General features: G+C 47.4%; 22 protein-coding genes and 1 other annotated feature. All 22 genes read left to right on the top strand.

Annotated elements, in window-relative coordinates; all coding sequences use genetic code 11:
- The first annotated feature begins 74 nt into the window (after positions 1 to 74).
- The 22 genes from cysE to MHB80_RS26790 all read left to right on the top strand — a co-directional run bounded on the left by cysE (position 75) and on the right by MHB80_RS26790 (position 23,226).
- Positions 75 to 737 carry a serine O-acetyltransferase gene (gene cysE / locus MHB80_RS26895; protein ID WP_341279798.1) on the top strand — a complete coding sequence of 221 codons (663 nt, stop codon included), beginning with the start codon at positions 75 to 77 and terminating at the stop codon, positions 735 to 737.
- Positions 734 to 2,149 carry a cysteine--tRNA ligase gene (gene cysS, locus MHB80_RS26890; RefSeq protein WP_341279797.1) on the top strand — a complete coding sequence of 472 codons (1,416 nt, stop codon included), beginning with the start codon at positions 734 to 736 and terminating at the stop codon, positions 2,147 to 2,149. The genes cysE and cysS overlap by 4 nt, the downstream gene beginning before the upstream one ends.
- Positions 2,146 to 2,652 carry a ribonuclease III domain-containing protein gene (locus tag MHB80_RS26885; RefSeq protein ID WP_341279796.1) on the top strand — a complete coding sequence of 169 codons (507 nt, stop codon included), beginning with the start codon at positions 2,146 to 2,148 and terminating at the stop codon, positions 2,650 to 2,652. Before cysS ends, MHB80_RS26885 begins: the two co-directional genes overlap by 4 nt.
- A complete protein-coding gene (gene rlmB / locus MHB80_RS26880; RefSeq protein ID WP_341279795.1) occupies positions 2,652 to 3,407 on the top strand; it encodes a 23S rRNA (guanosine(2251)-2'-O)-methyltransferase RlmB in 756 nt (251 codons plus the stop codon). The genes MHB80_RS26885 and rlmB overlap by 1 nt, the downstream gene beginning before the upstream one ends.
- Before the next feature lie 2 nt (positions 3,408 to 3,409).
- A complete protein-coding gene (locus tag MHB80_RS26875; protein ID WP_341279794.1) occupies positions 3,410 to 3,934 on the top strand; it encodes an NYN domain-containing protein in 525 nt (174 codons plus the stop codon).
- 191 nt (positions 3,935 to 4,125) lie between these two features.
- Entirely contained in the window at positions 4,126 to 4,776 is a 651-nt protein-coding gene (gene sigH, locus MHB80_RS26870; protein WP_341279793.1) for an RNA polymerase sporulation sigma factor SigH, read from the top strand.
- A gap of 327 nt (positions 4,777 to 5,103) precedes the next feature.
- On the top strand, positions 5,104 to 5,253 hold the full coding sequence (gene rpmG, locus MHB80_RS26865) for a 50S ribosomal protein L33 (RefSeq protein WP_015847242.1): 150 nt from the start codon (positions 5,104 to 5,106) through the stop codon (positions 5,251 to 5,253).
- 18 nt (positions 5,254 to 5,271) lie between these two features.
- Complete coding sequence (secE, locus tag MHB80_RS26860; protein WP_046234208.1) at positions 5,272 to 5,481, top strand: preprotein translocase subunit SecE; 210 nt, start codon at positions 5,272 to 5,274, stop codon at positions 5,479 to 5,481.
- 23 nt (positions 5,482 to 5,504) lie between these two features.
- Positions 5,505 to 6,038 (top strand): transcription termination/antitermination protein NusG, encoded by a 534-nt coding sequence (nusG, locus tag MHB80_RS26855; RefSeq protein WP_046234209.1) that lies wholly within the window; start codon positions 5,505 to 5,507, stop codon positions 6,036 to 6,038.
- A gap of 101 nt (positions 6,039 to 6,139) precedes the next feature.
- On the top strand, positions 6,140 to 6,565 hold the full coding sequence (gene rplK / locus MHB80_RS26850; protein WP_046234210.1) for a 50S ribosomal protein L11: 426 nt from the start codon (positions 6,140 to 6,142) through the stop codon (positions 6,563 to 6,565).
- A 137-nt stretch (positions 6,566 to 6,702) separates the two neighbouring features.
- Positions 6,703 to 7,395, top strand: a complete 693-nt coding sequence (rplA, locus tag MHB80_RS26845) for a 50S ribosomal protein L1 (protein ID WP_341279792.1) — start codon at positions 6,703 to 6,705, stop codon at positions 7,393 to 7,395.
- Between the two features lie 16 nt (positions 7,396 to 7,411).
- Positions 7,412 to 7,564 (top strand) — a sequence feature (ribosomal protein L10 leader region).
- A 60-nt stretch (positions 7,565 to 7,624) separates the two neighbouring features.
- Positions 7,625 to 8,128 carry a 50S ribosomal protein L10 gene (gene rplJ / locus MHB80_RS26840; RefSeq protein ID WP_341279791.1) on the top strand — a complete coding sequence of 168 codons (504 nt, stop codon included), beginning with the start codon at positions 7,625 to 7,627 and terminating at the stop codon, positions 8,126 to 8,128.
- 81 nt (positions 8,129 to 8,209) lie between these two features.
- Positions 8,210 to 8,569 carry a 50S ribosomal protein L7/L12 gene (gene rplL / locus MHB80_RS26835; RefSeq protein ID WP_046234213.1) on the top strand — a complete coding sequence of 120 codons (360 nt, stop codon included), beginning with the start codon at positions 8,210 to 8,212 and terminating at the stop codon, positions 8,567 to 8,569.
- Between the two features lie 215 nt (positions 8,570 to 8,784).
- Positions 8,785 to 9,381 carry a class I SAM-dependent methyltransferase gene (locus MHB80_RS26830; RefSeq protein ID WP_338553296.1) on the top strand — a complete coding sequence of 199 codons (597 nt, stop codon included), beginning with the start codon at positions 8,785 to 8,787 and terminating at the stop codon, positions 9,379 to 9,381.
- A gap of 310 nt (positions 9,382 to 9,691) precedes the next feature.
- Positions 9,692 to 13,258 carry a DNA-directed RNA polymerase subunit beta gene (gene rpoB / locus MHB80_RS26825; RefSeq protein WP_341279790.1) on the top strand — a complete coding sequence of 1,189 codons (3,567 nt, stop codon included), beginning with the start codon at positions 9,692 to 9,694 and terminating at the stop codon, positions 13,256 to 13,258.
- Positions 13,259 to 13,348: 90 nt separating this feature from the next.
- A complete protein-coding gene (gene rpoC / locus MHB80_RS26820) occupies positions 13,349 to 16,978 on the top strand; it encodes a DNA-directed RNA polymerase subunit beta' (protein ID WP_341279789.1) in 3,630 nt (1,209 codons plus the stop codon).
- Positions 16,979 to 17,196: 218 nt separating this feature from the next.
- On the top strand, positions 17,197 to 17,427 hold the full coding sequence (locus tag MHB80_RS26815) for a ribosomal L7Ae/L30e/S12e/Gadd45 family protein (RefSeq protein ID WP_341279788.1): 231 nt from the start codon (positions 17,197 to 17,199) through the stop codon (positions 17,425 to 17,427).
- A gap of 157 nt (positions 17,428 to 17,584) precedes the next feature.
- Entirely contained in the window at positions 17,585 to 18,004 is a 420-nt protein-coding gene (gene rpsL, locus MHB80_RS26810; RefSeq protein WP_341279787.1) for a 30S ribosomal protein S12, read from the top strand.
- A 51-nt stretch (positions 18,005 to 18,055) separates the two neighbouring features.
- Positions 18,056 to 18,526: a 30S ribosomal protein S7 gene (gene rpsG / locus MHB80_RS26805; RefSeq protein ID WP_046234219.1), complete on the top strand. Its 471-nt coding sequence runs from the start codon at positions 18,056 to 18,058 to the stop codon at positions 18,524 to 18,526.
- Positions 18,527 to 18,582: 56 nt separating this feature from the next.
- Positions 18,583 to 20,658, top strand: a complete 2,076-nt coding sequence (gene fusA / locus MHB80_RS26800; protein WP_341279786.1) for an elongation factor G — start codon at positions 18,583 to 18,585, stop codon at positions 20,656 to 20,658.
- Positions 20,659 to 20,774: 116 nt separating this feature from the next.
- The gene (tuf, locus tag MHB80_RS26795) at positions 20,775 to 21,965 is read left to right on the top strand and encodes an elongation factor Tu (RefSeq protein WP_046234221.1); all 1,191 of its coding nucleotides are present in this window, start codon (positions 20,775 to 20,777) and stop codon (positions 21,963 to 21,965) included.
- A gap of 199 nt (positions 21,966 to 22,164) precedes the next feature.
- On the top strand, positions 22,165 to 23,226 hold the full coding sequence (locus MHB80_RS26790) for an ABC transporter substrate-binding protein (RefSeq protein ID WP_341283088.1): 1,062 nt from the start codon (positions 22,165 to 22,167) through the stop codon (positions 23,224 to 23,226).
- The last annotated feature ends 96 nt before the right edge of the window (positions 23,227 to 23,322 follow it).

Genomic DNA, 23,322 nt, shown 5'->3' with positions numbered 1-23,322 from the left:
ATATGGACATTCGGCAGCCAGCAAGGCAGGACTAAGAGGGGCAGCGGCCTGCTGGCTTGAGAGGAGAGAAGCTGATGTTTCGCCATATTCGTTCAGATATTGAAGCGGTGTTTGAAAATGATCCGGCCGCCAGAAGCCGTTTTGAGGTCGTCTTCACTTATTCCGGCCTACATGCGATTTGGGCGCATCGGGCGGCGCATTATTTTTTTCGTAACAAATGGTTTACGGTTGCGCGTATCATATCCCAATTCAGTCGTTTTATGACGGGCATCGAAATTCACCCTGGGGCCACTATCGGCGAGCGGCTGTTTATTGACCATGGCATGGGCATTGTCATCGGAGAAACATGCGAGATTGGCAATGATGTCGTCATTTATCAGGGGGTTACGCTTGGCGGTACAGGCAAGGAGAAGGGCAAGCGCCATCCGACCATCGGCAATAATGTTGTCATTGGCTCGGGCTCGAAGGTGCTGGGATCGTTCAAAATTGGCGATAATTCAAATGTAGGCTCGAATGCGGTCGTGCTGCGCGAGGTGCCGGATAATTGTACCGTCGTTGGCAACCCCGGCAGAGTGGTGAAACGGAACGGTGAGCGGGTGAAGGACAGACTGGAGCACAACCAGCTGCCTGACCCAGTCATTGAAATGCTGCGGGATATGCAAAATGAAATTGATCGTTTGAAAACAGAGTTGAAAGAGCTCAGGGAGCCTGTAACTGGAGGGGAATATCGAAAATGACGTTACATCTATATAATACGTTGACCCGCAAGAAGGAAGCTTTTGAATCGCAGGAGCTGGGTAAAGTTAAAATGTACGTATGCGGGCCGACGGTATACGATTATATTCACGTTGGAAATGCAAGGCCGGTTGTTTTCTTCGATGTCGTTCGTCGGTATTTGGAGAGCACAGGCTATGAGGTGAACTATGTCGTCAACTTTACGGACGTGGATGATAAGTTGATCCGTAAAGCGGAGGAGCTGGGATCTACAGTTCCAGAAGTGGCGGAGACATTTATCGCGGCATTCAATGCGGATCTCGAAGCGCTCGCCGTGCATAAGGCAACGCTGAGCCCGCGCGTAACCGAGCATATTACGGAAATTGTCGATTTTATTCAAGGCCTGCTTAACAAAGACATTGCCTATGAGAGTGAAGGCGATATTTATTTCCGCACCGCCAAGTTTGAGGAATACGGCAAGCTGTCGCATCAAAACCTGGAGGAGCTGCAATTCGGAATCCGGATTGAAGTAGGTGACCGCAAGGAGAATCCGCAGGATTTTGTGCTGTGGAAAGGTGCAAAGCCGGGTGAAATTTTCTGGGATACGCCGTGGGGACCGGGCCGCCCGGGCTGGCATATCGAATGCTCGGCAATGGCGCGCAAGTATCTAGGGGACACACTCGATATTCATGGCGGCGGACATGACCTGCAGTTCCCGCATCATGAGTGCGAGGTTGCACAGTCGGAAGCATTGACCGGCAAGCCGCTCGCGAATTATTGGATGCATAATGGCTATATTAACATTGATAATGTGAAAATTTCCAAATCCCTGGGCAATGGTATTTCGGTGCACGAGCTGGTGAAGCAGGTGAAGCCGCAAGCGATTCGTTATTTTATTTTGTCCGGACATTATCGCAGTCCGCTTAACTTCAACGAAGAAGCGCTGAAGCAAGCGGTAAACAGTGTGGAGCGCATCGCAAACAGCGTGTCCAACTTGCGCCATCGCCTGCAAGTGCTGGAGAGCGAGGAGCAGACGGGAGCTGCGGTGTTCGAACTTGATGCCCGCTTGGCGGAAATTATGAGCGTGTTTGAGGCGAAAATGGATGATGACTTTAATACGCCGGATGCGATTACTGCGGTCTTTGATCTGGTTGGCGAAGCGAATCAATACTTGAATCGCGCAGATGTGAGCACCGAGGGCGTGCAGGCTTTTCTGGATGTGCTGGAGCAAATGGACGAGGTGCTTGGTCTAATCCCGCCACAGTCCGCCGAAGCGGATCTGCTAGATGAGGAAATTGAACAGCTGATTGTCGATAGAACAGAAGCGCGCCAGTCGAAAAATTGGGCTAGAGCGGACGAAATTCGCGATTTGCTGACAGAGAAAGGCATCGCTCTTGAGGATACGCCGCAAGGCATCCGTTGGCGCCGTCTATGAGTGAGCCGCATAACAGCGAGGCGTTAGCAAGCGACTTATTGTTTTACACGCCTTCGAAAAAAACAAACCTGCTGAATCCCGTCGTGCTCGCCTACGTTGGCGACAGTGTGTTCGAGCTGCTGGTACGCCAATATTTGGTGTCGCTGCCGAATCATAAGCCGCATCACCTGCACCGGGAAGCGACGGGCATCGTCTCTGCAAAAGCGCAGCGGCGGATTTTGCTGGAGCATTGGCAGCCGCTGTTGACGGAGGAGGAGGCAGATGTAGTGCGGCGCGGACGCAATACGAAATCTGGCGCGCCACCTAAAAATGCTGACCCCGCCGATTACCGTCAAGCTACCGCGCTTGAATGTCTCGTTGGGTATTTATATTATGAAGGCCGCATTCAGCGCTTGCATGAGTTATTCGCCTGTGCGATTGCAGCAAGAGAAGAGGGGGAGGAACGGCAGGCACAGCCAGCCGCTCCTTCCCTCGCAGCCAAGAAAACAAAGGAGGGCGAATAATGACTGAGACTAACCCGCAAGATGAAATTATTGCTGGCAAGCATCCCGTACTGGAGGCGCTTCGTTCCGGGCGTGAAATTAATAAAATTTGGATCGCCGAAGGCGCCCAGAAGAGTATGACGCAGCCGATTACGGCTGAGGCGAAAAAAAGTGGAATTATCGTACAATTTGTCGATAAAAGGAAGCTCGATGGCATGGCCGAGGGCGTTCAGCATCAAGGCGTTATCGCGCAGGCGGCTGCTTTTCGCTACGCCGAGATTGAAGAGATATTAGAAGCAGCACGCAGCCGCAACGAGACGCCTTTTATTTTGCTGCTGGATGAAATTGAGGACCCTCATAATTTGGGTTCCATTCTGCGGACAGCGGAATGCACCGGCGTTCATGGCGTTATCATTCCGAAGCGCCGTGCGGTTGGACTGACAGCAACCGTCTCCAAAACATCGGCGGGAGCAGCGGAATATGTGCCTGTTGCACGCGTGACGAATCTGGCACAAACGATCGATCGGCTGAAGGAAGAAGGCATATGGATAGCGGGTACGGATGTCAGCGCCAAGCAGGAAATATATTCGATGAAATTCGACATGCCGCTCGCTGTCGTCATCGGCAATGAAGGCAAAGGCATTGGTCGTCTCATCAAAGAAAAATGCGATTTTCTGGTGAAGCTTCCGATGAAGGGCCAGCTTAATTCGCTGAATGCCTCCGTTGCTGCGGGCGTGTTCATGTACGAAGTGGTCAGACAGCGCCGGAGCGTTTAGATATGAAACGGCGTGACGATATTTTGCTGGTGGATGGCTACAACATGATTGGGGCCTGGCCCGTGCTGGAAAAGCTGAAAGCCATCGATCTCGAGGAGGCAAGAGATAAGCTGCTTGATATGCTCGCGGATTATCAGGGCTTTACCGGCATGGCGGTCTATATCATTTTCGATGCGCATCAGGTGCCTGGGCTGGGAGCGACCTTCAAGCATCACAAGCTGACAATTGTGTATACGAAGGAGAAGGAAACAGCAGACGAATGCATTGAGCGCATGGTCGTTGAGCTGTATAAAAAAAGACGGCATTTGTACGTCGCTACTTCTGATCTCGTCGAACAGCATGTCGCTTTCGCTCATGGGGCGCTTCGCCTCTCGGCCCGCGAGCTGTTAATTGAAATTGAGCAGAACCGCAAGCAAATTGAGCTTACGCTGATGGAAGAAACGAAACGCCGCCGCAATACGGTGGACAATAGTCTCAGTCTTGAAATTCGCACGCAGCTGGAAAGGCTTAGGCGAGGCAAGAAATGACGGGCTGAAAGGTGGCGGCGGTAAAATATTTTTTGGATGTATCTGTAAATAATTCGACAATTAGAATTAGTTTTGTTATCAGTTCGGGGTCTAAATCGGTTGACGTTGTCAGGTTACATAATGTATACTGGCTCTATATTTGCTGGCTATGAATCTAGCGGCGTACGCCTTGCAGGCCGGAGGGATAGTTTGTGAGCATCGACCTCAAAGAATGGAGTACGCTCGAATATGACTGCAGTACGGACGAGGAAATCGTAGAAGCGAGTCGCAATGGCGACAGTCTGGCGCTCGAATATTTGATTAACAAATATAAGAATTTTGTTCGAGCTAAAGCACGCTCTTATTTTCTTATCGGTGCGGACCGGGAAGATATTGTGCAGGAAGGCATGATCGGACTGTATAAGTCTATTCGCGACTTTAAAGGGGACAAGCTCGCAAGCTTTAAAGCTTTTGCAGAGCTGTGCATTACGCGGCAGATTATAACGGCGATTAAGACGGCCACCAGGCAGAAGCATATCCCGCTCAATTCCTATGTCTCGCTCGATAAGCCGATTTACGATGAAGATTCCGATCGTACTTTGCTTGATGTCATATGCGGGACCCGGGTATCAGACCCGGAAGAGTTGATCATTAACCAGGAAGAGTTTAACGGTCTGGAAGACAAGATGTCCGAGATTTTGAGTGATCTAGAACGCAAGGTGCTCATGCTTTATTTGGATGGAAGGTCCTATCAGGAAATAGCAGTTGATCTGGATCGTCATGTGAAGTCTATTGATAATGCACTACAGCGCGTGAAGCGGAAGCTCGAACGTTATTTGGAAGTCCGGGACATAAGCGGGTAACAGTGTCATCATACTTATAGTTTAAGTGAGAATGCAGAAGCTGTCCTTTTCTCTGTAATTGTAGAAGAGGATGGCTCATTTCCGTTTTAAATCGGAAAATGCTGCCTATACTTGTAGAAACAGGGCGGACCCGATGCCGCCTTGCTTCCAGCTTTTATACAAGCTCGCATTCTATCTTTTACATTGACATCCAGTATGTCGTGTGATAAAGTGTTCGGGTAGGCCTAAATATGAGGTTTTTTTTCGTGTTGGTCTTCATTTCATCTTGAAGTACTGCATGTTTCAGGGTGAACAGGTATTTAGTAGCAGTTCGGGAGGTGTAATTCAATGCGGGTTATTATCACGTTGGCATGCACAAACTGCAAACAGAGAAACTATGCGAGCAGCAAGAACAAACGCAATCACCCCGACCGCATCGAGTTGAAGAAGTTTTGCAAGTTTTGTAACGAGCAGACTCCTCATCGCGAGACGAGATAGTCAAATGGAGGTGTGACCGTGGCATTTTTGGCTAAAGTGAAGCAAAGCTTCGGAACAACGTTTGGTTTCTTTGCTGACAGCTGGGCAGAACTGAAGAAGGTTCGTTGGCCAAACCGTAAAGAGTTGACAAGCTATTCAATCGTTGTCGTTTTGACGATTACGGCTGTGACGATTTACTTTTGGCTTCTTGACATCGGGATCTCGTCTCTAGTTGAACTGATTGTTTAAGAAGGGTCCAAAGGTGAATTGAAATGGAAAAAAGATGGTATGTCGTACACACTTACGCCGGTTATGAGAACAAAGTAAAAGCCAATTTGGAGCGCCGTTTGGAATCAATGGGCATGGAAGACAAAATCTTCCGCGTACTTGTTCCAATGGAAGAAGAAGTGGTTGAGAAGGACGGCAAGAAAAAAACCGTTCAGCGTAAAGTTTATCCAGGCTACGTTCTCGTAGAAATGGTTCAAACTGACGATTCTTGGTATGTTGTTCGCAATACGCCGGGTGTTACAGGATTCGTAGGATCGACAGGATCAGGCTCGAAGCCGATCGCTCTTATGCCAGACGAAGTCGAACAGATTTTGAAGCATATGGGTATGGAGGAACCGAAGCCGAAGATCGAATTCGATCTGAAGGAAACTGTACGGGTCAAGGAAGGTCCGTTCGCGGATTTCGTTGGTACAGTAGAAGAGATTTTGCTGGACAAAGCGAAGCTCAAGGTTCATGTCAACATGTTTGGCAGAGAAACGCCAGTTGAGTTGGATTATACTCAAGTGGAGAAGATCTAGTTCCGGTATTTCTGTAGTACACCAGTTTTCTGGGGTCATGCAGAAACACCAAACTCGTTAGTTGTATGTTGTGGATTACCAGGGTAAGGAGGTGTATAGTCATGGCTAAGAAAGTCATCAAGATGGTCAAACTGCAAGTTCCTGCAGGTAAAGCGAATCCAGCTCCACCTATCGGTCCGGCGCTCGGTCAAGCAGGCGTTAACATTATGGCGTTCTGTAAAGAGTTTAACGCTCGTACAGCAGATCAAGCAGGTTTGATTATTCCGGTTGTTATTTCCGTATTTGAGGATCGTTCATTCACTTTCGAAACTAAAACTCCACCGGCAGCAGTATTGCTCCGCGTAGCAGCAGGTATCGAAAAAGGATCAGGCGAGCCGAACAAGAAGAAAGTAGCTACCGTTAATCGCGCTAAGGTCCGTGAAATCGCGGAACAAAAAATGCCCGACTTGAATGCAGCTTCCGTTGAAGCAGCAATGCTTATGATCGAAGGCACTGCACGCAGCATGGGCGTTACAATCGTTGACTAATTGCGTTTGATCCGTTAGGATAACAAACGAAGGGCTGACTGTTACAAGGATGCCCGACTGTGAGGCTTAGGCTTCACTGTGGGAGGATTTTCCCTAGGAGGATTTTCCGCTATAACCACTTGAGGAGGATATTTACAATGGCTAAACATGGCAAGAAGTATGTAGAAGCTTCCAAGCTGATTGATAGCGAAGCGACTTACGAGTCGTTAGAAGCGATTGAGCTTGTGAAAAAAGCAGCAACAGCTAAATTCGACGAATCCGTTGAAGTTGCTGTACGTCTGGGTGTAGACCCACGTAAACAAGACCAAGCAGTGCGCGGCGTCGTTGTACTTCCGCACGGTACTGGTAAAACTAAGCGCGTCCTCGTATTCGCAAAAGGCGATAAAGCGAAGGAAGCGGAAGCTGCTGGCGCTGATTTTGTCGGCGATGCAGACATGATTAACAAAATCCAACAAGGCTGGTTCGATTTCGACGTTTGCGTAGCAACGCCGGATATGATGGCTGAAGTTGGTAAACTTGGTCGTATTCTCGGTGGTAAGGGCCTCATGCCTAACCCTAAAGCCGGCACAGTAACGTTTGACGTTTCTAAAGCCGTGCAAGAGATTAAAGCCGGTAAAATTGAATACCGTCTGGATAAAGCTGGTCAAATCCACGCTCCAATCGGTAAAGTATCCTTTGATGCTGAAAAGCTTGATGCTAACCTTCGCGCTCTTGTAGAAGCTTTGGTTCGTGCTAAACCAGCTGCAGCTAAAGGTGTATACTTGAAAAACATCGCCGTTTCCTCGACAATGGGCCCTGGCGCTCGCGTCTCCGCTGCTAGCTACCGCTAATAGCAAGGAACGGAACTAAATTCGAACACGCATACCGTAGACAGTAGGTGCCGAAAGGCTTAATTTCCTACCGAGGTGTTATGATAAAGCGTTTGTGTGCGGCCTTGGGTCGTACTAACGAACCATCATGGCCTTCGCTACTTATAGCGGAGGCTTTTCTCATGCATCGCGGCAAGAGATCTGACTCGTCAAATAACGGAATGTACAAATAATACAGGAGGTGTACAGTTTGGCAAACGCAAATATCATCCAAGAGAAACAACAAGCGGTTGAAGTTATTACAGCGAAACTTCGTGATAGCTCCAGCGCAGTCGTTGCCGATTATCGCGGATTGAACGTTGCGCAAGTTACAGAACTTCGCAAACAACTGCGTGAGGCTGGCATCGAGTTTCAAGTTCTGAAAAACTCGCTAGTTCGCCGTGCTACTGAAGCAGCAGGTCTTGCTGAGTTGAATAGCATTCTTACTGGTCCGACAGCTATTGCTTTCGGTAATGAAGATGCAGTTGCTCCAGCAAAAATCCTTAATGATTTTGCTAAAAAGAACGAGGCTTTGAAACTTAAAGGCGGCGTTGTTGAAGGTAAAATTGTTGATATGGATCAAATCAAAGCGCTGGCGGAACTTCCGTCCCGCGATGGATTGCTCTCCATGCTCCTCAGCGTATTGCAAGCCCCAGTGCGCAACTTCGCACTTGCGGTTAAAGCAGTTGGCGAGCAAAAAGAAGCTCAAGCTTAATATTTTTCACACGTATCAAATCTGCTGCTCGTTTAAACTTGCAGCCTAAAAAAAACTAAAACCACTTCTGGAGGTATAACCATGTCTAAAGATCAAATCTTGGAAGCAATTAAAGTTATGACCGTTCTTGAACTGAACGATCTTGTTAAAGCAATCGAAGAAGAATTCGGCGTTACTGCTGCTGCTCCTGTAGCTGCTGTAGGCGGCGGCGCAGCTGTTGAAGCTGAGCAAACTGAATTCACTGTTATCCTTAACAACGCTGGTGCTTCCAAAATCAACGTTATCAAAGTCGTTCGCGAAATCACAGGTCTTGGCCTGAAAGAAGCGAAAGATCTGGTTGATAGCGCTCCTAAAGCAATCAAAGAAAACGTTGCTAAAGAAGAAGCAGAAGCAGTTAAAGCTAAGCTTGAAGAAGCTGGCGCAGCTGTAGAAGTTAAGTAATATCTCTTCTTTAGAAGATAGCGGGCCCCTTGAAACGCTACGTTTCAAGGGGTTCGTTCTATGTTTAAAATATAAGCATTTATAAGTTGCACACTTATAAATGCTTATATTTCATCGCGAAACGGAAGCTTTGCCGCCAGAGGACGGCGGCAGCCGTTTACGCTTGAATCGATGCATATATAAAGGTTCGACTTTATCAGGTCAGGGGGATTCGCATGTCAGACCATTACTATTCGCCAAGCCCCGGCGTGAAAAATGACCGTCGCATTCATGAAGAACAGCTGCGCGGTATAGCTTTGAAATTTATGACGGATGCTGGCGTTTTTTCGAAAACAGGCGTCGATTACGGCACGCGTGTGCTGCTGAATGCACTGGAGCTGAAGGGCGAACGCAGCGTATTGGATGTTGGGTGCGGATACGGGCCGATCGGTCTTACCATTGCACGGCTTGCTCCGGAAAGTCATGTAACAATGATTGATGTGAATGAAAGAGCGGTAGCGCTATCCAAAGAAAATGCGCACAACAACGGCATAAAGAATATAACGGTTTATCAAAGCGACGTGTATGAAGCGGTTCGGCAGTCCGTATTTGATATGATCGTCACTAACCCGCCAATACGGGCCGGGAAAGAGATTGTACATCGTATTTTTGAAGAAGGCTATGAGCTGCTGGCTCCTGGCGGAACGATGTGGATCGTCATTCAGAAAAAGCAGGGCGCCGCATCAGCGGAAGCGAAGCTTGAGTCGTTGTTCAGTGAAGTAATCGAAGTGACGAAAGATAAGGGCTATCGAATTTACAAAGCTGTTAAATGAGTCATTTGATTTCTTGACTTGACTTTCTATATGTGGTAAGATTATAAAATGTCAGCATTAAATTGGGCTAAATCTCTTTAGTCAACTAAAATGTCAAGTGCGAATTTTTAGCGCAAAATGCATATAAAATGTGTAGTTGACGTATAATGTTTACATTTTGGGCAAAATTACTTGATATGGAATCTATACGCTTGCGCTGCGTATGGTTGGCTCGTGGAACATGCTCTTTTTTCGAACTATTCGATAAGGGCTTTTCTTTATTTGAATAAGTAAGCAGTTACGCAGTACGTTTCGTTGCTGTGAGACAGACATGAGGGGTGAGGTTAAGTTGGCAGGACAACTTGTTCAGTATGGTCGGCGCACGCGGAGAAGTTATGCCCGAATCAACGAGGTGCTGGAAGTCCCGAACCTGATTGAAATCCAACAAAAATCGTACGAAAAATTCTTGGAAACGGATTTGATTGAATTATTCCAAGATATTTCGCCGATTCAGGACTTTACGGGCAATCTATCGCTTGAGTTTATCGACTACAGCTTGGGCGAACCGAAATATTCGGTCGATGAATCAAAGGAACGCGATGTGACGTATGCTGCTCCACTACGCGTGAAAGTTCGGCTCTTTAATAAAGAGACTGGCGAAGTGAAGGAACAGGAAGTTTTCATGGGTGACTTCCCGCTGATGACCGAGACCGGCACGTTTATCATTAACGGAGCGGAACGGGTTATTGTCAGCCAATTGGTGCGCTCCCCAAGTGTGTACTTCAGCACGAAGGTTGATAAAAACGGGAAGAAAAACTACACAGCGACCGTTATCCCGAATCGTGGAGCTTGGTTAGAGCTGGAAACGGATGCTAAAGATATTGTCTACGTTCGTATCGACCGCACTCGGAAAATTCCGGTTACGGTACTTTTGCGTTCGTTAGGCTTCGGCACTGACGCGGAAATTTTGGAATTGCTCGGCCATGACGAGTATATTCGCAATACGCTTGATAAAGACAACACGGATTCCACTGAGAAAGCGCTGATTGAAATTTATGAGCGCCTTCGTCCAGGTGAGCCGCCTACGCTTGATAACGCGAAGAGCTTGCTCGTGGCACGCTTCTTTGATCCGAAACGCTATGATCTAGCGAATGTAGGACGTTACAAGATTAATAAAAAGCTTCATATCAAAAACCGTCTGTTCAATCATCGCTTAGCTGAAACGCTTGTCGATCCATCGACGGGTGAAATCATTGCTGAAGCAGGTCAGATGATTGACCGCCGTTTGTTGGATGACATTTTGGAGAAGCTTGAAACAAATGTTGGCTTCAAAACGTATCATGTTGCCAATGGCGTACTTGATGCAGATAGTATTCCACTGCAAGCAATCAGTGTATTCTCGCCACTTGATGAAACTAAAGTCATTAAGGTTATTGCAAACGGGATTATTGATAAAGCAGTGAAGCATGTCACGCCGGCAGATATTATTGCTTCCATTAACTATTTCCTTAACCTACTTCAAGGTGTAGGAAGCACGGATGACATTGACCACTTGGGTAACCGTCGTCTGCGTTCCGTAGGGGAGCTTCTGCAAAACCAATTCCGTATCGGTCTGTCCCGTATGGAAAGAGTAGTGCGTGAACGGATGTCGATCCAGGATGCGAACGCGATTACGCCGCAGGCTTTGATTAACATTCGTCCCGTTATTGCTTCGATTAAAGAGTTCTTCGGATCCTCACAGCTCTCGCAGTTTATGGACCAAACGAATCCGCTTGCTGAACTGACGCACAAACGTCGTCTGTCTGCACTCGGACCCGGCGGTTTGACGCGTGAGCGCGCGGGCTTTGAAGTCCGTGACGTCCATCACTCCCACTATGGGCGGATGTGTCCGATCGAGACGCCAGAGGGACCGAATATCGGTCTGATCAACTCCTTGTCATCTTTTGCCCGCATTAACGAATATGGCTTCATTGAAGCTCCTTATCGTTGGGTAGATGCGAAGACAGGAATTGTAACGGAACAAATTGCTTATTTGACTGCCGATGAGGAAGACAACTATGTAATCGCGCAAGCGAATGCGAAGCTGACTGCAGAAGGCAAGTTCGAAGATAGCAGTGTTATCGTTCGTTATAATAAACAAGCGGATAACATTCTTACGATGCCAAGCGAGCGCGTTGACTACATGGACGTATCTCCTAAGCAGGTTGTATCGGTTGCGACGGCGCTTATTCCGTTCTTGGAGAACGATGACTCCAACCGTGCGCTTATGGGTTCCAACATGCAGCGGCAAGCCGTACCTCTCTTGATCCCGAAAGCGCCGCTTGTCGGTACGGGTATGGAGCATAAGTCGGCTAAAGACTCCGGTGTATGTATTGTCTCCAAATTCGATGGAATTATTGAACGTGTATCTGCCAATGAAATTTGGCTGCGCCGTGTAGAGCAAATTGACGGCAAGTCGGTAACTGGCGATCTCGTTAAACATAAGCTTCACAAGTTTACGCGTTCCAACCAAGGAACATGTATTAACCAGCGTCCTCTTGTTCACAAAGGCGATGTAATCCAAAAAGGCGATATTCTCGCTGATGGACCGTCGACTGAGCAAGGTGAATTGGCACTGGGCCGCAACGTGGTCGTTGCCTTTATGACATGGGAAGGCTACAACTATGAGGATGCAATTCTTCTTAGTGAAAAGCTTGTTAAAGAAGACGTTTATACCTCGATTCACATTGAGGAATATGAGTCGGAAGCCCGTGATACGAAGCTTGGACCAGAAGAAATTACACGCGACATTCCAAATGTCGGCGAAGAAGCACTAAAAAATCTCGACGAGCGCGGTATTATCCGTGTCGGCGCAGAAATTAGTGCAGGCGATATTCTTGTTGGTAAAGTAACACCTAAAGGTGTAACGGAACTGACAGCTGAAGAGCGTCTTCTTCATGCGATTTTCGGTGAAAAAGCTCGTGAAGTAAGGGATACTTCGCTTCGCGTACCTCATGGTACCGATGGAATCGTTGTGGACGTAAAAGTATTTACCCGCGAGAACGGCGATGAGCTGCCTCCTGGTGTAAATCAACTCGTTCGTGCTTATATCGCTCAAAAACGGAAAATTTCCGAGGGTGATAAAATGGCCGGACGTCACGGTAATAAAGGGGTTATTGCCCGCATTATGCCGGAAGAAGATATGCCTTTCCTGCCGGATGGCACACCAGTAGAAGTTGTTCTCAACCCACTGGGCGTACCTTCCCGTATGAACATCGGCCAAGCGCTTGAAGTTCACTTGGGTCTGGCTTGTAAACGTCTTGGCTTGCATGCTGCGACGCCGGTATTTGACGGCGCGCGGGAGAATGACGTTTTTGATGCAATGGAAGAAGCAGGCATGCAGCGTAATGGTAAGACTGTACTTTATGATGGCCGTACGGGTGAAAACTTTGAACGTGAAGTTACCGTTGGTGTCATGTACATGATCAAACTTGCGCACATGGTTGATGATAAAATCCATGCTCGTTCCACAGGTCCTTACTCGCTCGTTACGCAACAGCCATTGGGTGGTAAAGCTCAATTCGGCGGACAGCGTTTCGGTGAGATGGAAGTATGGGCGCTTGAAGCCTATGGTGCTGCTTACACCTTGCAAGAAATTCTTACCGTCAAATCCGATGATGTTGTTGGTCGTGTGAAGACGTATGAGTCGATTGTCAAGGGCGAGAACGTACCAGAGCCGGGCGTACCAGAGTCATTCAAAGTATTGATCAAAGAGCTTCAAAGTTTGGGTATGGATGTTAAAATCCTGACCGAAAATGAAGAAGAGATCGAGCTAAGAGAGTCGGATGACGATGATGACGCAGCAGGAGATAAGCTGAACCTTAATCTAGAAGGCGCTGAAGTCAGCGCTCTTGAATAAAAACCTAGCCGAGCTGCGTGTACGCTACTAGCGAATACGCAGCCGCTAGTATGCATGAAATAGCCATACATGACGAAGGAGGGTTGCTCCTTGTTGGACGTGAACAACTTCGAGTATATGAAAATTGGGCTTGCCTCGCCTGAGAAAATTCGTTCCTGGTCCCGCGGAGAAGTTAAAAAGCCGGAAACGATCAACTATAGGACGTTAAAACCGGAGAAGGAAGGCCTCTTCTGCGAGAAAATTTTTGGTCCTACCAAAGACTGGGAGTGTCACTGCGGCAAGTACAAGCGCGTTCGCTATAAAGGCGTCGTCTGTGATCGCTGTGGCGTTGAAGTAACACGTGCGAAAGTTCGCCGTGAGCGTATGGGACATATTGAGCTTGCAGCTCCTGTATCTCATATCTGGTATTTCAAAGGAATTCCTAGCCGCATGGGCTTGGCACTGGATATGTCGCCTCGTTCGCTTGAGGAGATCATATACTTTGCATCTTATGTTGTAACCGATCCTGGTGATACGCCGCTGGAGAAAAAACAGCTGCTGTCCGAAAAGGAATACCGCAGCTACCGTGAGAAATATGGCTACGGCTTCCACGCTGGAATGGGTGCTGAGGCAGTCAAAAAACTGCTGCAGGACATTGAAGTGGAGAAAGAGCTTGAACAGCTTAAAGAAGAGCTTCGTACGGCTCAGGGCCAACGCCGTAACCGTGCGATCAAGCGTCTTGAAGTCATTGAAGCATTCCGCAACTCCGGCAATGAGCCGGAATGGATGATTCTCGATGTGCTTCCAGTTATCCCTCCTGAGCTTCGCCCAATGGTACAACTGGATGGCGGACGTTTTGCGACATCTGACCTTAATGACCTGTACCGTCGTGTAATCAACCGTAACAACCGTCTGAAGCGTCTGCTTGATCTGGGTGCTCCTGACATTATCGTGCAAAATGAGAAACGTATGCTTCAAGAAGCAGTTGATGCGCTGATTGATAACGGCCGTCGTGGTCGTCCAGTGACTGGACCGGGTAACCGTCCGCTCAAATCGCTCAGCCATATGCTGAAAGGTAAGCAAGGACGTTTCCGTCAAAACTTGCTCGGTAAACGTGTCGATTACTCTGGCCGTTCCGTTATCGTAGTAGGACCTAACCTGAAGATGTTCCAATGCGGACTTCCGAAGGAAATGGCGCTTGAGCTGTTTAAGCCATTCGTTATGAAAGAACTCGTCAACAAAGGACTTGCGCACAATATTAAGAGCGCGAAGCGCAAAGTTGAGCGCGTAAGCCCTGAAGTATGGGATGTTCTTGAAGAAGTAATTAAGGAGCACCCGGTTCTGCTTAACCGTGCCCCGACCCTTCACAGACTCGGTATCCAAGCATTTGAGCCGATTTTGGTTGAAGGTCGCGCCATCAAGCTTCACCCGCTCGTATGTACCGCTTATAACGCGGATTTCGACGGTGACCAAATGGCCGTCCACGTTCCATTGTCTGCAGAAGCACAAGCGGAAGCTCGCTTGCTTATGCTTGCATCGGGCAACATTTTGAACCCTAAAGACGGCAAGCCAGTCGTTACACCTTCCCAGGATATGGTTCTCGGCAGTTATTATCTGACGATGGACAACAAGGAAGCGCTTGGTACGGGTTCGGTGTTTGCAACGGTGAATGAAGCGGTATCGGCGTACCAACGCGGTATTGTTTCGCTGCATGCACGTGTCTTTATTCCGGTGAAAGTTTTGAAAAAGACAGTGTTCACCGAAAAACAACAGCAGTCGTTGATGTCAACGACGGTTGGTAAAGTTATTTTTAACGAAATTTTCCCGGAGGATTTCCCTTATATCAACGAGGCTACGAAAACGAACCTCTTGAACGGAACGCCGGATAAATATTTTGTATACGAAAAAGGCAGTGATTTGAAAAAAATCATTGATGAATTGCCGATAGCAGGCGGTGTTGGTAAAGATTATCTCGGTAATATTATTGCTGAGTGCTTCAGAAACTACCATACGACGCTGACGGCTGTCATCCTTGACCGTATCAAGCAGCTTGGCTTCACTTACTCCACGCGTGCAGGTATTACGATCGCCGTATCGGACGTTATCGTGCCGCCGGAGAAAACAGAGCTTCTTAAGAAGTCAGATGATCAGGTTGCTATCGTTATGAATCAGTACCGTCGTGGTCTGATTACGAACGAGGAGCGTTATGACCGGATTATTAGCATTTGGAGCAAATGTAAAGACGAGCTGACGGAAATCTTGATGAAGTCCATGGATCGTTACAACAATATTATGCTCATGGTTGACTCGAAAGCACGGGGTAATAAATCGCAAATCACCCAACTGGGCGGTATGCGTGGGCTGATGGCCAATCCATCGGGTCGGATTATCGAGTTGCCAATCAAATCGAACTTCCGCGAAGGTCTGACAGTACTCGAGTACTTCATCTCGACGCATGGAGCGCGGAAAGGTCTCGCGGATACAGCTCTTCGTACAGCTGACTCCGGTTACCTGACTCGTAGGCTCGTTGACGTTGCACAGGATGTTATCGTTCGTGAAGAAGACTGCGGAACCGATAAAGGCTTCTCAGTCAGCAAAATTCAAGACGGTAAAGAGGTTATTGAGGATCTTTACGACCGTATTGAAGGCCGCTACGCTTTCGAGACCGTTCGTCATCCGAAGACTGGCGAAGTTATCGTAAGCCGCAACGATCTGATTGATTCCAACAGAGCCGATGCGATTATTGATGCAGGTATTGAAAAACTGCAAATCCGTTCCGTACTCAGCTGCCGCGCTCGTCATGGCGTTTGTAAAACTTGTTATGGCCGCAACCTGGCAACAGGCAAGCATGTTGAGATCGGTGAAGCAGTCGGTATCATTGCTGCTCAATCCATCGGTGAGCCAGGAACACAGCTCACGATGCGTACATTCCATACCGGCGGTGTTGCCGGAGACGATATTACGCAAGGTTTGCCGCGTATTCAGGAGCTTTTCGAGGCGCGTAATCCGAAAGGTCAAGCGATTATCACCGAGCTTGATGGTGTGGTCAAAGAAATTCGTGAAGCGAAGGATCGCCGTGAAATCGAAGTTCAAGGTGAAGCGGAATCCAAAACTTATGCGATCACTTACGGTTCGCGTATCCGTGTTGTAAAAGGTCAGCATCTTGAAGCCGGCGACGAGCTGACAGATGGTTCAATTGACCCTAAAGATATGCTTCGGATTAAAGGTATCCGTGGTGTTCAAAACTATATTTTGCAGGAAGTACAGCGCGTCTACCGGAACCAAGGGGTAGAAATCAATGACAAGCATATTGAAGTCATGGTTAAGCAAATGCTCCGCAAAATCCGTATCGTTGATGCGGGAGAAACGAAGCTTCTGCCAGGCGCATTCGTAGACATTCATGAATATGAGTCTGCCAACCGCGAAGCAATCTTTGCTGATAAAGAGCCAGCAGTAGCGAAACCTGTATTGCTCGGTATTACGAAAGCGTCTCTTGAGACGGATTCGTTCTTGTCGGCAGCTTCTTTCCAAGAAACGACTCGCGTCTTGACTGACGCTGCTATTAAAGGCAAGGTCGATCAGTTGCTTGGTCTGAAGGAAAATGTTATTATCGGTAAGTTGATTCCGGCTGGTACGGGTATGCCGCGTTATCGCAATATCCGTCTGGTAGGTCTTGAGGATGAGCAGGAAACTGTTGTAAACCAAGGCGAACTGGAATCAGAAGCAGTTACCGTTGACTAAGGCTTGAAGCATGCATGCTGCGGCGGCCTCCCCTTGCAAGTGAGGGGAAGCTGCCTGCGTATGCGTATATCGAGATTCTAGCAGCTTTTCAGAAGAGGTAATGACTAACATTTGCGGCTTTTCTGATAAAGCCACTTGACACTCTAGGTGTACAGGTGATACTATATCGAAGTGTGCCTAATTGTGTGATCTTCTACCGCTAAAGGATAGGTGATTCCATGCAGTTTAAAGTTGGCGCGAAACAGACGACGAAGATGCTTGAGCAAGATAAAGCAATCGAAGTCTACATTGCTCAAGATGCAGATCCACGAATGAAAGAGAAGGTACTTCATTTGTGTGAGCGGTCGAGTATCCCGGTCAAATGGGTAGAAACGATGCAAGACCTTGGGAAAACCTGCGGAATTGATGTCGGAGCTGCTATGGCAGCGCTCGTAACCGATGATGAATAAAGGAAAAAAGCATTTTTGCTGGTGCAACTTCAACCTGATGATGGACTGGTAAGAATTTTTATTTGTTCTTTTATGAACCACCTGGATCTGTGGGCTTTAAAATTAGGTGTAATGTCTACCATATTAAATGACATGAATAACGGAAGGGGGTGGCAACATGCCAACAATTAACCAGCTAGTCCGTAAAGGACGCCAAGCTAAAGTCGTTAAATCGAAATCGCCAGCTTTGCAAAAAGGTTTCAACGCCTTGAAACGTGAAGCTACAAACATCAATGCTCCGCAAAAACGCGGTGTGTGCACTCGTGTAGGTACAATGACTCCGAAAAAACCGAACTCTGCACTTCGTAAATACGCGCGTGTCCGTTTGACTAACCGCGTAGAGGTTACAGCTTACATTCCGGGTATCGGACATAACCTGCAAGAGCACAGTGTAGTATTGATCCGTGGCGGACGGGTAAAAGACCTTCCAGGTGTACGTTATCATATCGTTCGCGGCGCTTTGGATACAGCGGGAGTTAACAACCGTAACCAATCTCGTTCGAAATACGGTGCTAAACGTCCTAAAGTTAAGAAATAAGAATTGTTTTACCACTAATGAAATTATCATTCAGGAAAGGGGGACTTTCTCATGCCACGCAAAGGTCCTGTAACAAAACGTGATGTGCTTCCGGATCCGGTTTACAATAGCAAACTGGTAACGAGACTCATCAACCGCATTATGATCGACGGTAAACGCGGAACAGCACAAACGCTGTTGTACGATGCCTTCAAACTGATCCAAGAACGCACGGGTAAAGATCCGATGGAAGTGTTCGAAGCAGCTTTGAAAAATATCATGCCAGTACTTGAGGTTAAAGCACGCCGTGTCGGCGGTGCCAACTATCAAGTGCCGATCGAAGTTAAACCTGAGCGCCGTACATCGCTTGGTCTCCGTTGGCTCGTGAACTACTCACGTAACCGCGGTGAGAAAACGATGGTAGAGCGTTTGGCTGCTGAAATTACTGATGCTTCCAATAACACTGGCGCATCCGTTAAGAAGCGCGAAGATACACACAAAATGGCAGAAGCAAACAGAGCGTTTGCTCACTACCGTTGGTAGGATTCGGCTAACGCTGAATCAACAAATAATCTCATTTAATGAGAGGAGACCAGTTCATGGCTAGAGAGTTCTCCTTGAAAAATACACGGAATATCGGGATTATGGCGCATATCGATGCGGGTAAAACTACTACAACTGAGCGTATCTTGTTCTACACAGGCCGGACTCACAAAATCGGAGAGGTGCATGAAGGCGCCGCTACGATGGACTGGATGGAACAAGAGCAAGAGCGCGGTATTACGATTACGTCTGCCGCGACGACTGCTCAATGGGATGGTCACCGCATCAATATCATCGATACCCCGGGACACGTTGACTTCACAGTAGAAGTTGAACGTTCCCTCCGCGTATTGGACGGGGCAGTTGGCGTTTTCAGTGCAAAAGAAGGCGTTGAGCCTCAGTCCGAAACCGTATGGCGTCAAGCTGACCGTTACGGTGTTCCACGGATTGCTTATATCAACAAAATGGACATTATCGGCGCGGATTTCTTGAATGTTATCAAGGATATGCGTTTACGTCTACAAGCAAATGCTGTTGCGATTCAAATTCCGATTGGTGCTGAGAGTGATTTTGTCGGCGTTATCGATATCGTTGAACGCGTAGCATACAAATACAAAGATGATCTCGGAAAAGACCCTGAGAAAATCGAAATTCCTGCTGAGTATGCCGACCAAGTCGAAGAACTCCGTACGGAATTGATCGAGAAAGTTGCCGAGCTGGACGAAGATTTGACGATGAAATATCTGGAAGGCGAAGAAATTACAATTCCAGAAATTAAAGCAGCGCTTCGTAAAGGCGTTTGTGAAGTTAAAATCTTCCCAGTTATCGTAGGCTCCTCGTACCGCAATAAAGGCGTTCAAATGATGTTGGATGCTGTTGTTGACTACCTTCCATCGCCACTTGATGTACCAGCTATCAAAGGTACTCTTGATGACGGTACTGAGGAAATTCGTCAATCTTCAGATTCAGAACCGTTCTCGGCTCTGGCATTCAAAATCATGACGGACCCTTATGTTGGTAAATTGACGTTCTTCCGTGTGTACTCCGGCGTCCTAAAATCCGGTTCGTATGTTCTGAATGGTACAAAGAACAAACGTGAGCGTATTGGTCGGATTCTGCAAATGCATGCGAACAGCCGTCAAGAAATTTCCGAGGTTTACTCTGGAGATATCGCTGCTGCAGTTGGTTTGAAAGATACCATTACAGGCGATACGCTTTGCGATGAGAAAAAACCGATTATTCTTGAATCTATGAATTTCCCTGATCCAGTTATCTCGGTAGCTATCGAACCAAAAACGAAAGCTGACCAAGACAAACTAGGTATCGCGATTTCCAAGCTTGCGGAAGAAGATCCTACTTTCCGTGCGCATACGGATGAAGAAACAAACCAAACAATTATCTCTGGTATGGGTGAGCTTCACCTTGAGATTCTAGTTGACCGTATGCTTCGTGAATTTAAGGTTGAGACAAACGTTGGTAAGCCTCAAGTTGCTTATCGTGAGACGTTCCGTCAAGCTGCAAAAGTCGAAGGTAAATTCGTTCGTCAATCCGGTGGTAAAGGTCAATATGGCCATTGCTGGATTGAATTCGTTCCACAAGAGCCGGGTGACGGTTTCGTGTTCGAGAACAAGGTTGTGGGTGGATCGATTCCTCGTGAATTTATCGCTCCAATCCAAGCTGGTATCGAAGAGTCGATGAAGAACGGCGTTATCGCTGGCTTCCCGCTCGTTGATGTTAAAGCGATTGTTTTCGACGGATCTTATCATGATGTTGACTCCTCGGAGATGGCGTTTAAAATTGCAGGTTCGATGGCGCTTAAAGCTGCCAAAGAGAAATGTAAGCCAGTTCTGCTTGAGCCAATCATGAAAGTTGAAGTTACTGTTCCTGAAGAGTACATGGGCGATGTTATGGGTATGTTGAACTCCCGTCGTGGTCGTATTGAAGGTATGGATACTCGCGCAGGTGCGCAAATTATCCGTGCTAAGGTGCCTCTCTCCGAGATGTTCGGTTATTCCACAACACTTCGTTCAGGTACACAAGGACGCGGCGTGTTCTCGATGGAGCTTTCTCACTATGAAGAAGTTCCTAAATCGATTTCTGAAGAGATTATTGCTAAACACAAAGGCGAATAATTTTTGCCTTTGTCTAGGCTGGTCTTTTTTACTCCGGTTGGCATTACAGCTTGCTAAGCAAGCAAGTGCTCAGCCACCATATAAAACCTTTTAAATATTGAGGAGGATTAAGTTCAATGGGAAAAGCTAAATTTGAACGTAACAAACCGCACGTTAATATCGGTACTATTGGTCACGTCGATCACGGTAAAACGACTCTGACTGCAGCAATCACTACTGTACTTTCCAAAAAATACGGCGGTGCTGCTATTGCTTTTGACCAAATCGATAAAGCTCCAGAAGAGCGCGAGCGCGGTATCACGATCTCGACAGCTCACGTTGAGTATGAGACGCCAGCTCGTCACTACGCTCACGTTGACTGCCCAGGTCACGCCGACTATGTAAAAAACATGATCACTGGTGCTGCACAAATGGATGGAGCAATCCTGGTAGTTTCCGCAGCTGATGGTCCTATGCCACAAACTCGTGAGCACATCTTGCTGTCCAAGCAAGTTGGCGTTCCTTACATCGTTGTATTCTTGAACAAATGCGACATGGTTGAAGACGAAGAGCTTCTTGAACTGGTTGAGATGGAAGTTCGCGACCTTCTTTCCGAGTATGAGTTCCCAGGCGACGACACTCCAATCATCCGCGGTGCTGCTCGTGAAGCTCTGCAAAACCCAGAAGGTCCTTGGGCTGACAAAATCATCGAGCTCTTCGAGCAAGTTGATACTTACATCCCAACTCCTGAGCGCGATGTTGCGAAACCTTTCCTTATGCCTGTCGAGGACGTTTTCACAATCACTGGCCGTGGTACAGTAGCAACTGGCCGTGTTGAGCGTGGCGTTATCAAAGTAGGCGACGAGATCGAAATTATCGGTCTTGCTGAAGAGTCCCGCAAATCCGTTGTAACTGGCGTTGAAATGTTCCGTAAATTGCTTGACTCCGCTCAAGCAGGCGACAACGTTGGCGCATTGCTTCGTGGTGTAGACCGTAAAGATATTGAGCGTGGACAAGTATTGGCTAAACCGGGTTCGGTTAAACCACACACTAACTTCACTGCACAAATCTACGTTCTGACTAAAGAAGAGGGTGGCCGTCACAAGCCTTTCTTCACTGGATACCGTCCACAGTTCTACTTCCGTACAACTGACGTTACTGGTATCATCAACCTTCCAGAAGGTACTGAAATGGTTATGCCTGGCGACAACATCACAGTTACTGTTGAGCTTATCGCTCCAATCGCGGTTGAAGAGGGAACTCGTTTCTCCATCCGTGAAGGCGGCCGTACTGTAGGCGCTGGCGCTGTAGCAACTATCCAAAAATAATCGCGTGCGGCTTTAAGCCGCGCACGACTTAAACCTCTCACCTCGGTGAGAGGTTTTTTTATTTTCCATGGACAAGTCATTGACGGCGCTGCTGCATCGCCTTTAATATGAGATAAGATGTATACAGCTGCAATAGAAGGAAACCTTATGGGAACTTAGACAAATGCAGCTTATTATGTAGGGGAGGGTTTTAGAGATGATGAAGAAAAATATGTGGGTAGGATTAATGCTAGTACTCGTTTTGGTCATTTCGGCATGTGGGGGCAATAAAGGATCGGGTAATACAGGGGAGCAGGCTTCAACTGCACCAAGCAGTTCTGCTGAAGCAACAGACAGTGGAGCGAAAGAAAATTATAAAATTTCGATTTCACAATATGTCGAACATCCGTCGCTAGACGCTACGAGAGAAGGATTTATAGCGGCCTTGAAGGATGCGGGCTTGGTTGAAGGTCAGAATTTGACCATTGATTTTAATACGGCGCAAGCAGATCAAGCGAACAACCAAACGCTGGCTCAAAAGATCGCCGCCGATAAAAGTGATTTGGCGTTAGGTATTGCTACACCGTCAGCACAAGCACTAGTGAAAGAAGTGACTGATCGTCCTGTGCTTTTTGCAGCTGTTACCGATCCGATTGATTCGAAGCTTGTTACAAATCTTGATGCCCCAGGCGGTCTTGTGTCTGGAGCATCCGATACAAATCCTTCAGCAATTACAGAGCTAATGGATTTTGTAGCTGCTAATTTCCCGAAAGTGAAAAATGTTGGCCTTGTTATTAATGAAGGTGAGCCTAATGCAGTTGTCATGGCAAAAATTGCAGAAGAAGCGCTTGCTAAGCATGACATTAAGCTTGTTCGTGCAGCTGTGAGCAACACATCAGAGGTACAGCAGGCGGCTGCTTCCCTTGTGGGTAAAGTAGACGCACTGTATATTACTTTGGATAATTCAGTAGTGAGCAGTCTGGATACACTAATTAAAACAGCTAATGATAATGATCTTCCGTTTTTTGCGAGTGATCGTGATACGGTTGAGCGCGGCGCTTTTGCAACAATTGGCTTCAAATATTATGACCATGGTTACCAAGTAGGCCAAATGGCTGTGGATATCTTGAAAAATGGCAAAAAGCCGGGCGAAATGAAAGTAACCGTGCCGGACAAGCTGGATCTTATTTTGAACATGAAGGCAGCTAAGGAACAAGGCATTACCGTAACCGATGAGATGAAAAATCAAGTGAAGGATGCTGCTTCCAACATTATTGAATAGTTTGCAACTTAACGGGCATTTTTTTACAATGTAACGGCTATTGTCGCCATTAGACGGCAGTAGCCGTTTAAAATTCCCCCGTTTGCCATGAGGAGG

Source organism: Paenibacillus sp. FSL H8-0537, assembly GCF_038051995.1.
Lineage (GTDB): Bacteria > Bacillota > Bacilli > Paenibacillales > Paenibacillaceae > Pristimantibacillus.
This window is presented reverse-complemented; position numbering and strand designations above follow the sequence as displayed.

Excerpts from the sequence above, each read along its gene's own strand:
- cysE (WP_341279798.1), top strand. The coding sequence starts at position 75 with ATGTTTCGCCATATTCGTTCAGATATTGAAGCGGTGTTTGAAAATGAT.
- cysS (WP_341279797.1), top strand. The coding sequence starts at position 734 with ATGACGTTACATCTATATAATACGTTGACCCGCAAGAAGGAAGCTTTT.
- MHB80_RS26885 (WP_341279796.1), top strand. The coding sequence starts at position 2,146 with ATGAGTGAGCCGCATAACAGCGAGGCGTTAGCAAGCGACTTATTGTTT.
- rlmB (WP_341279795.1), top strand. The coding sequence starts at position 2,652 with ATGACTGAGACTAACCCGCAAGATGAAATTATTGCTGGCAAGCATCCC.
- MHB80_RS26875 (WP_341279794.1), top strand. The coding sequence starts at position 3,410 with ATGAAACGGCGTGACGATATTTTGCTGGTGGATGGCTACAACATGATT.
- rpmG (WP_015847242.1), top strand. The coding sequence starts at position 5,104 with ATGCGGGTTATTATCACGTTGGCATGCACAAACTGCAAACAGAGAAAC.
- nusG (WP_046234209.1), top strand. The coding sequence starts at position 5,505 with ATGGAAAAAAGATGGTATGTCGTACACACTTACGCCGGTTATGAGAAC.
- rplK (WP_046234210.1), top strand. The coding sequence starts at position 6,140 with ATGGCTAAGAAAGTCATCAAGATGGTCAAACTGCAAGTTCCTGCAGGT.
- rplA (WP_341279792.1), top strand. The coding sequence starts at position 6,703 with ATGGCTAAACATGGCAAGAAGTATGTAGAAGCTTCCAAGCTGATTGAT.
- rplL (WP_046234213.1), top strand. The coding sequence starts at position 8,210 with ATGTCTAAAGATCAAATCTTGGAAGCAATTAAAGTTATGACCGTTCTT.
- MHB80_RS26830 (WP_338553296.1), top strand. The coding sequence starts at position 8,785 with ATGTCAGACCATTACTATTCGCCAAGCCCCGGCGTGAAAAATGACCGT.
- rpoB (WP_341279790.1), top strand. The coding sequence starts at position 9,692 with ATGAGGGGTGAGGTTAAGTTGGCAGGACAACTTGTTCAGTATGGTCGG.
- MHB80_RS26815 (WP_341279788.1), top strand. The coding sequence starts at position 17,197 with ATGCAGTTTAAAGTTGGCGCGAAACAGACGACGAAGATGCTTGAGCAA.
- rpsL (WP_341279787.1), top strand. The coding sequence starts at position 17,585 with ATGCCAACAATTAACCAGCTAGTCCGTAAAGGACGCCAAGCTAAAGTC.
- rpsG (WP_046234219.1), top strand. The coding sequence starts at position 18,056 with ATGCCACGCAAAGGTCCTGTAACAAAACGTGATGTGCTTCCGGATCCG.
- fusA (WP_341279786.1), top strand. The coding sequence starts at position 18,583 with ATGGCTAGAGAGTTCTCCTTGAAAAATACACGGAATATCGGGATTATG.
- tuf (WP_046234221.1), top strand. The coding sequence starts at position 20,775 with ATGGGAAAAGCTAAATTTGAACGTAACAAACCGCACGTTAATATCGGT.
- MHB80_RS26790 (WP_341283088.1), top strand. The coding sequence starts at position 22,165 with ATGAAGAAAAATATGTGGGTAGGATTAATGCTAGTACTCGTTTTGGTC.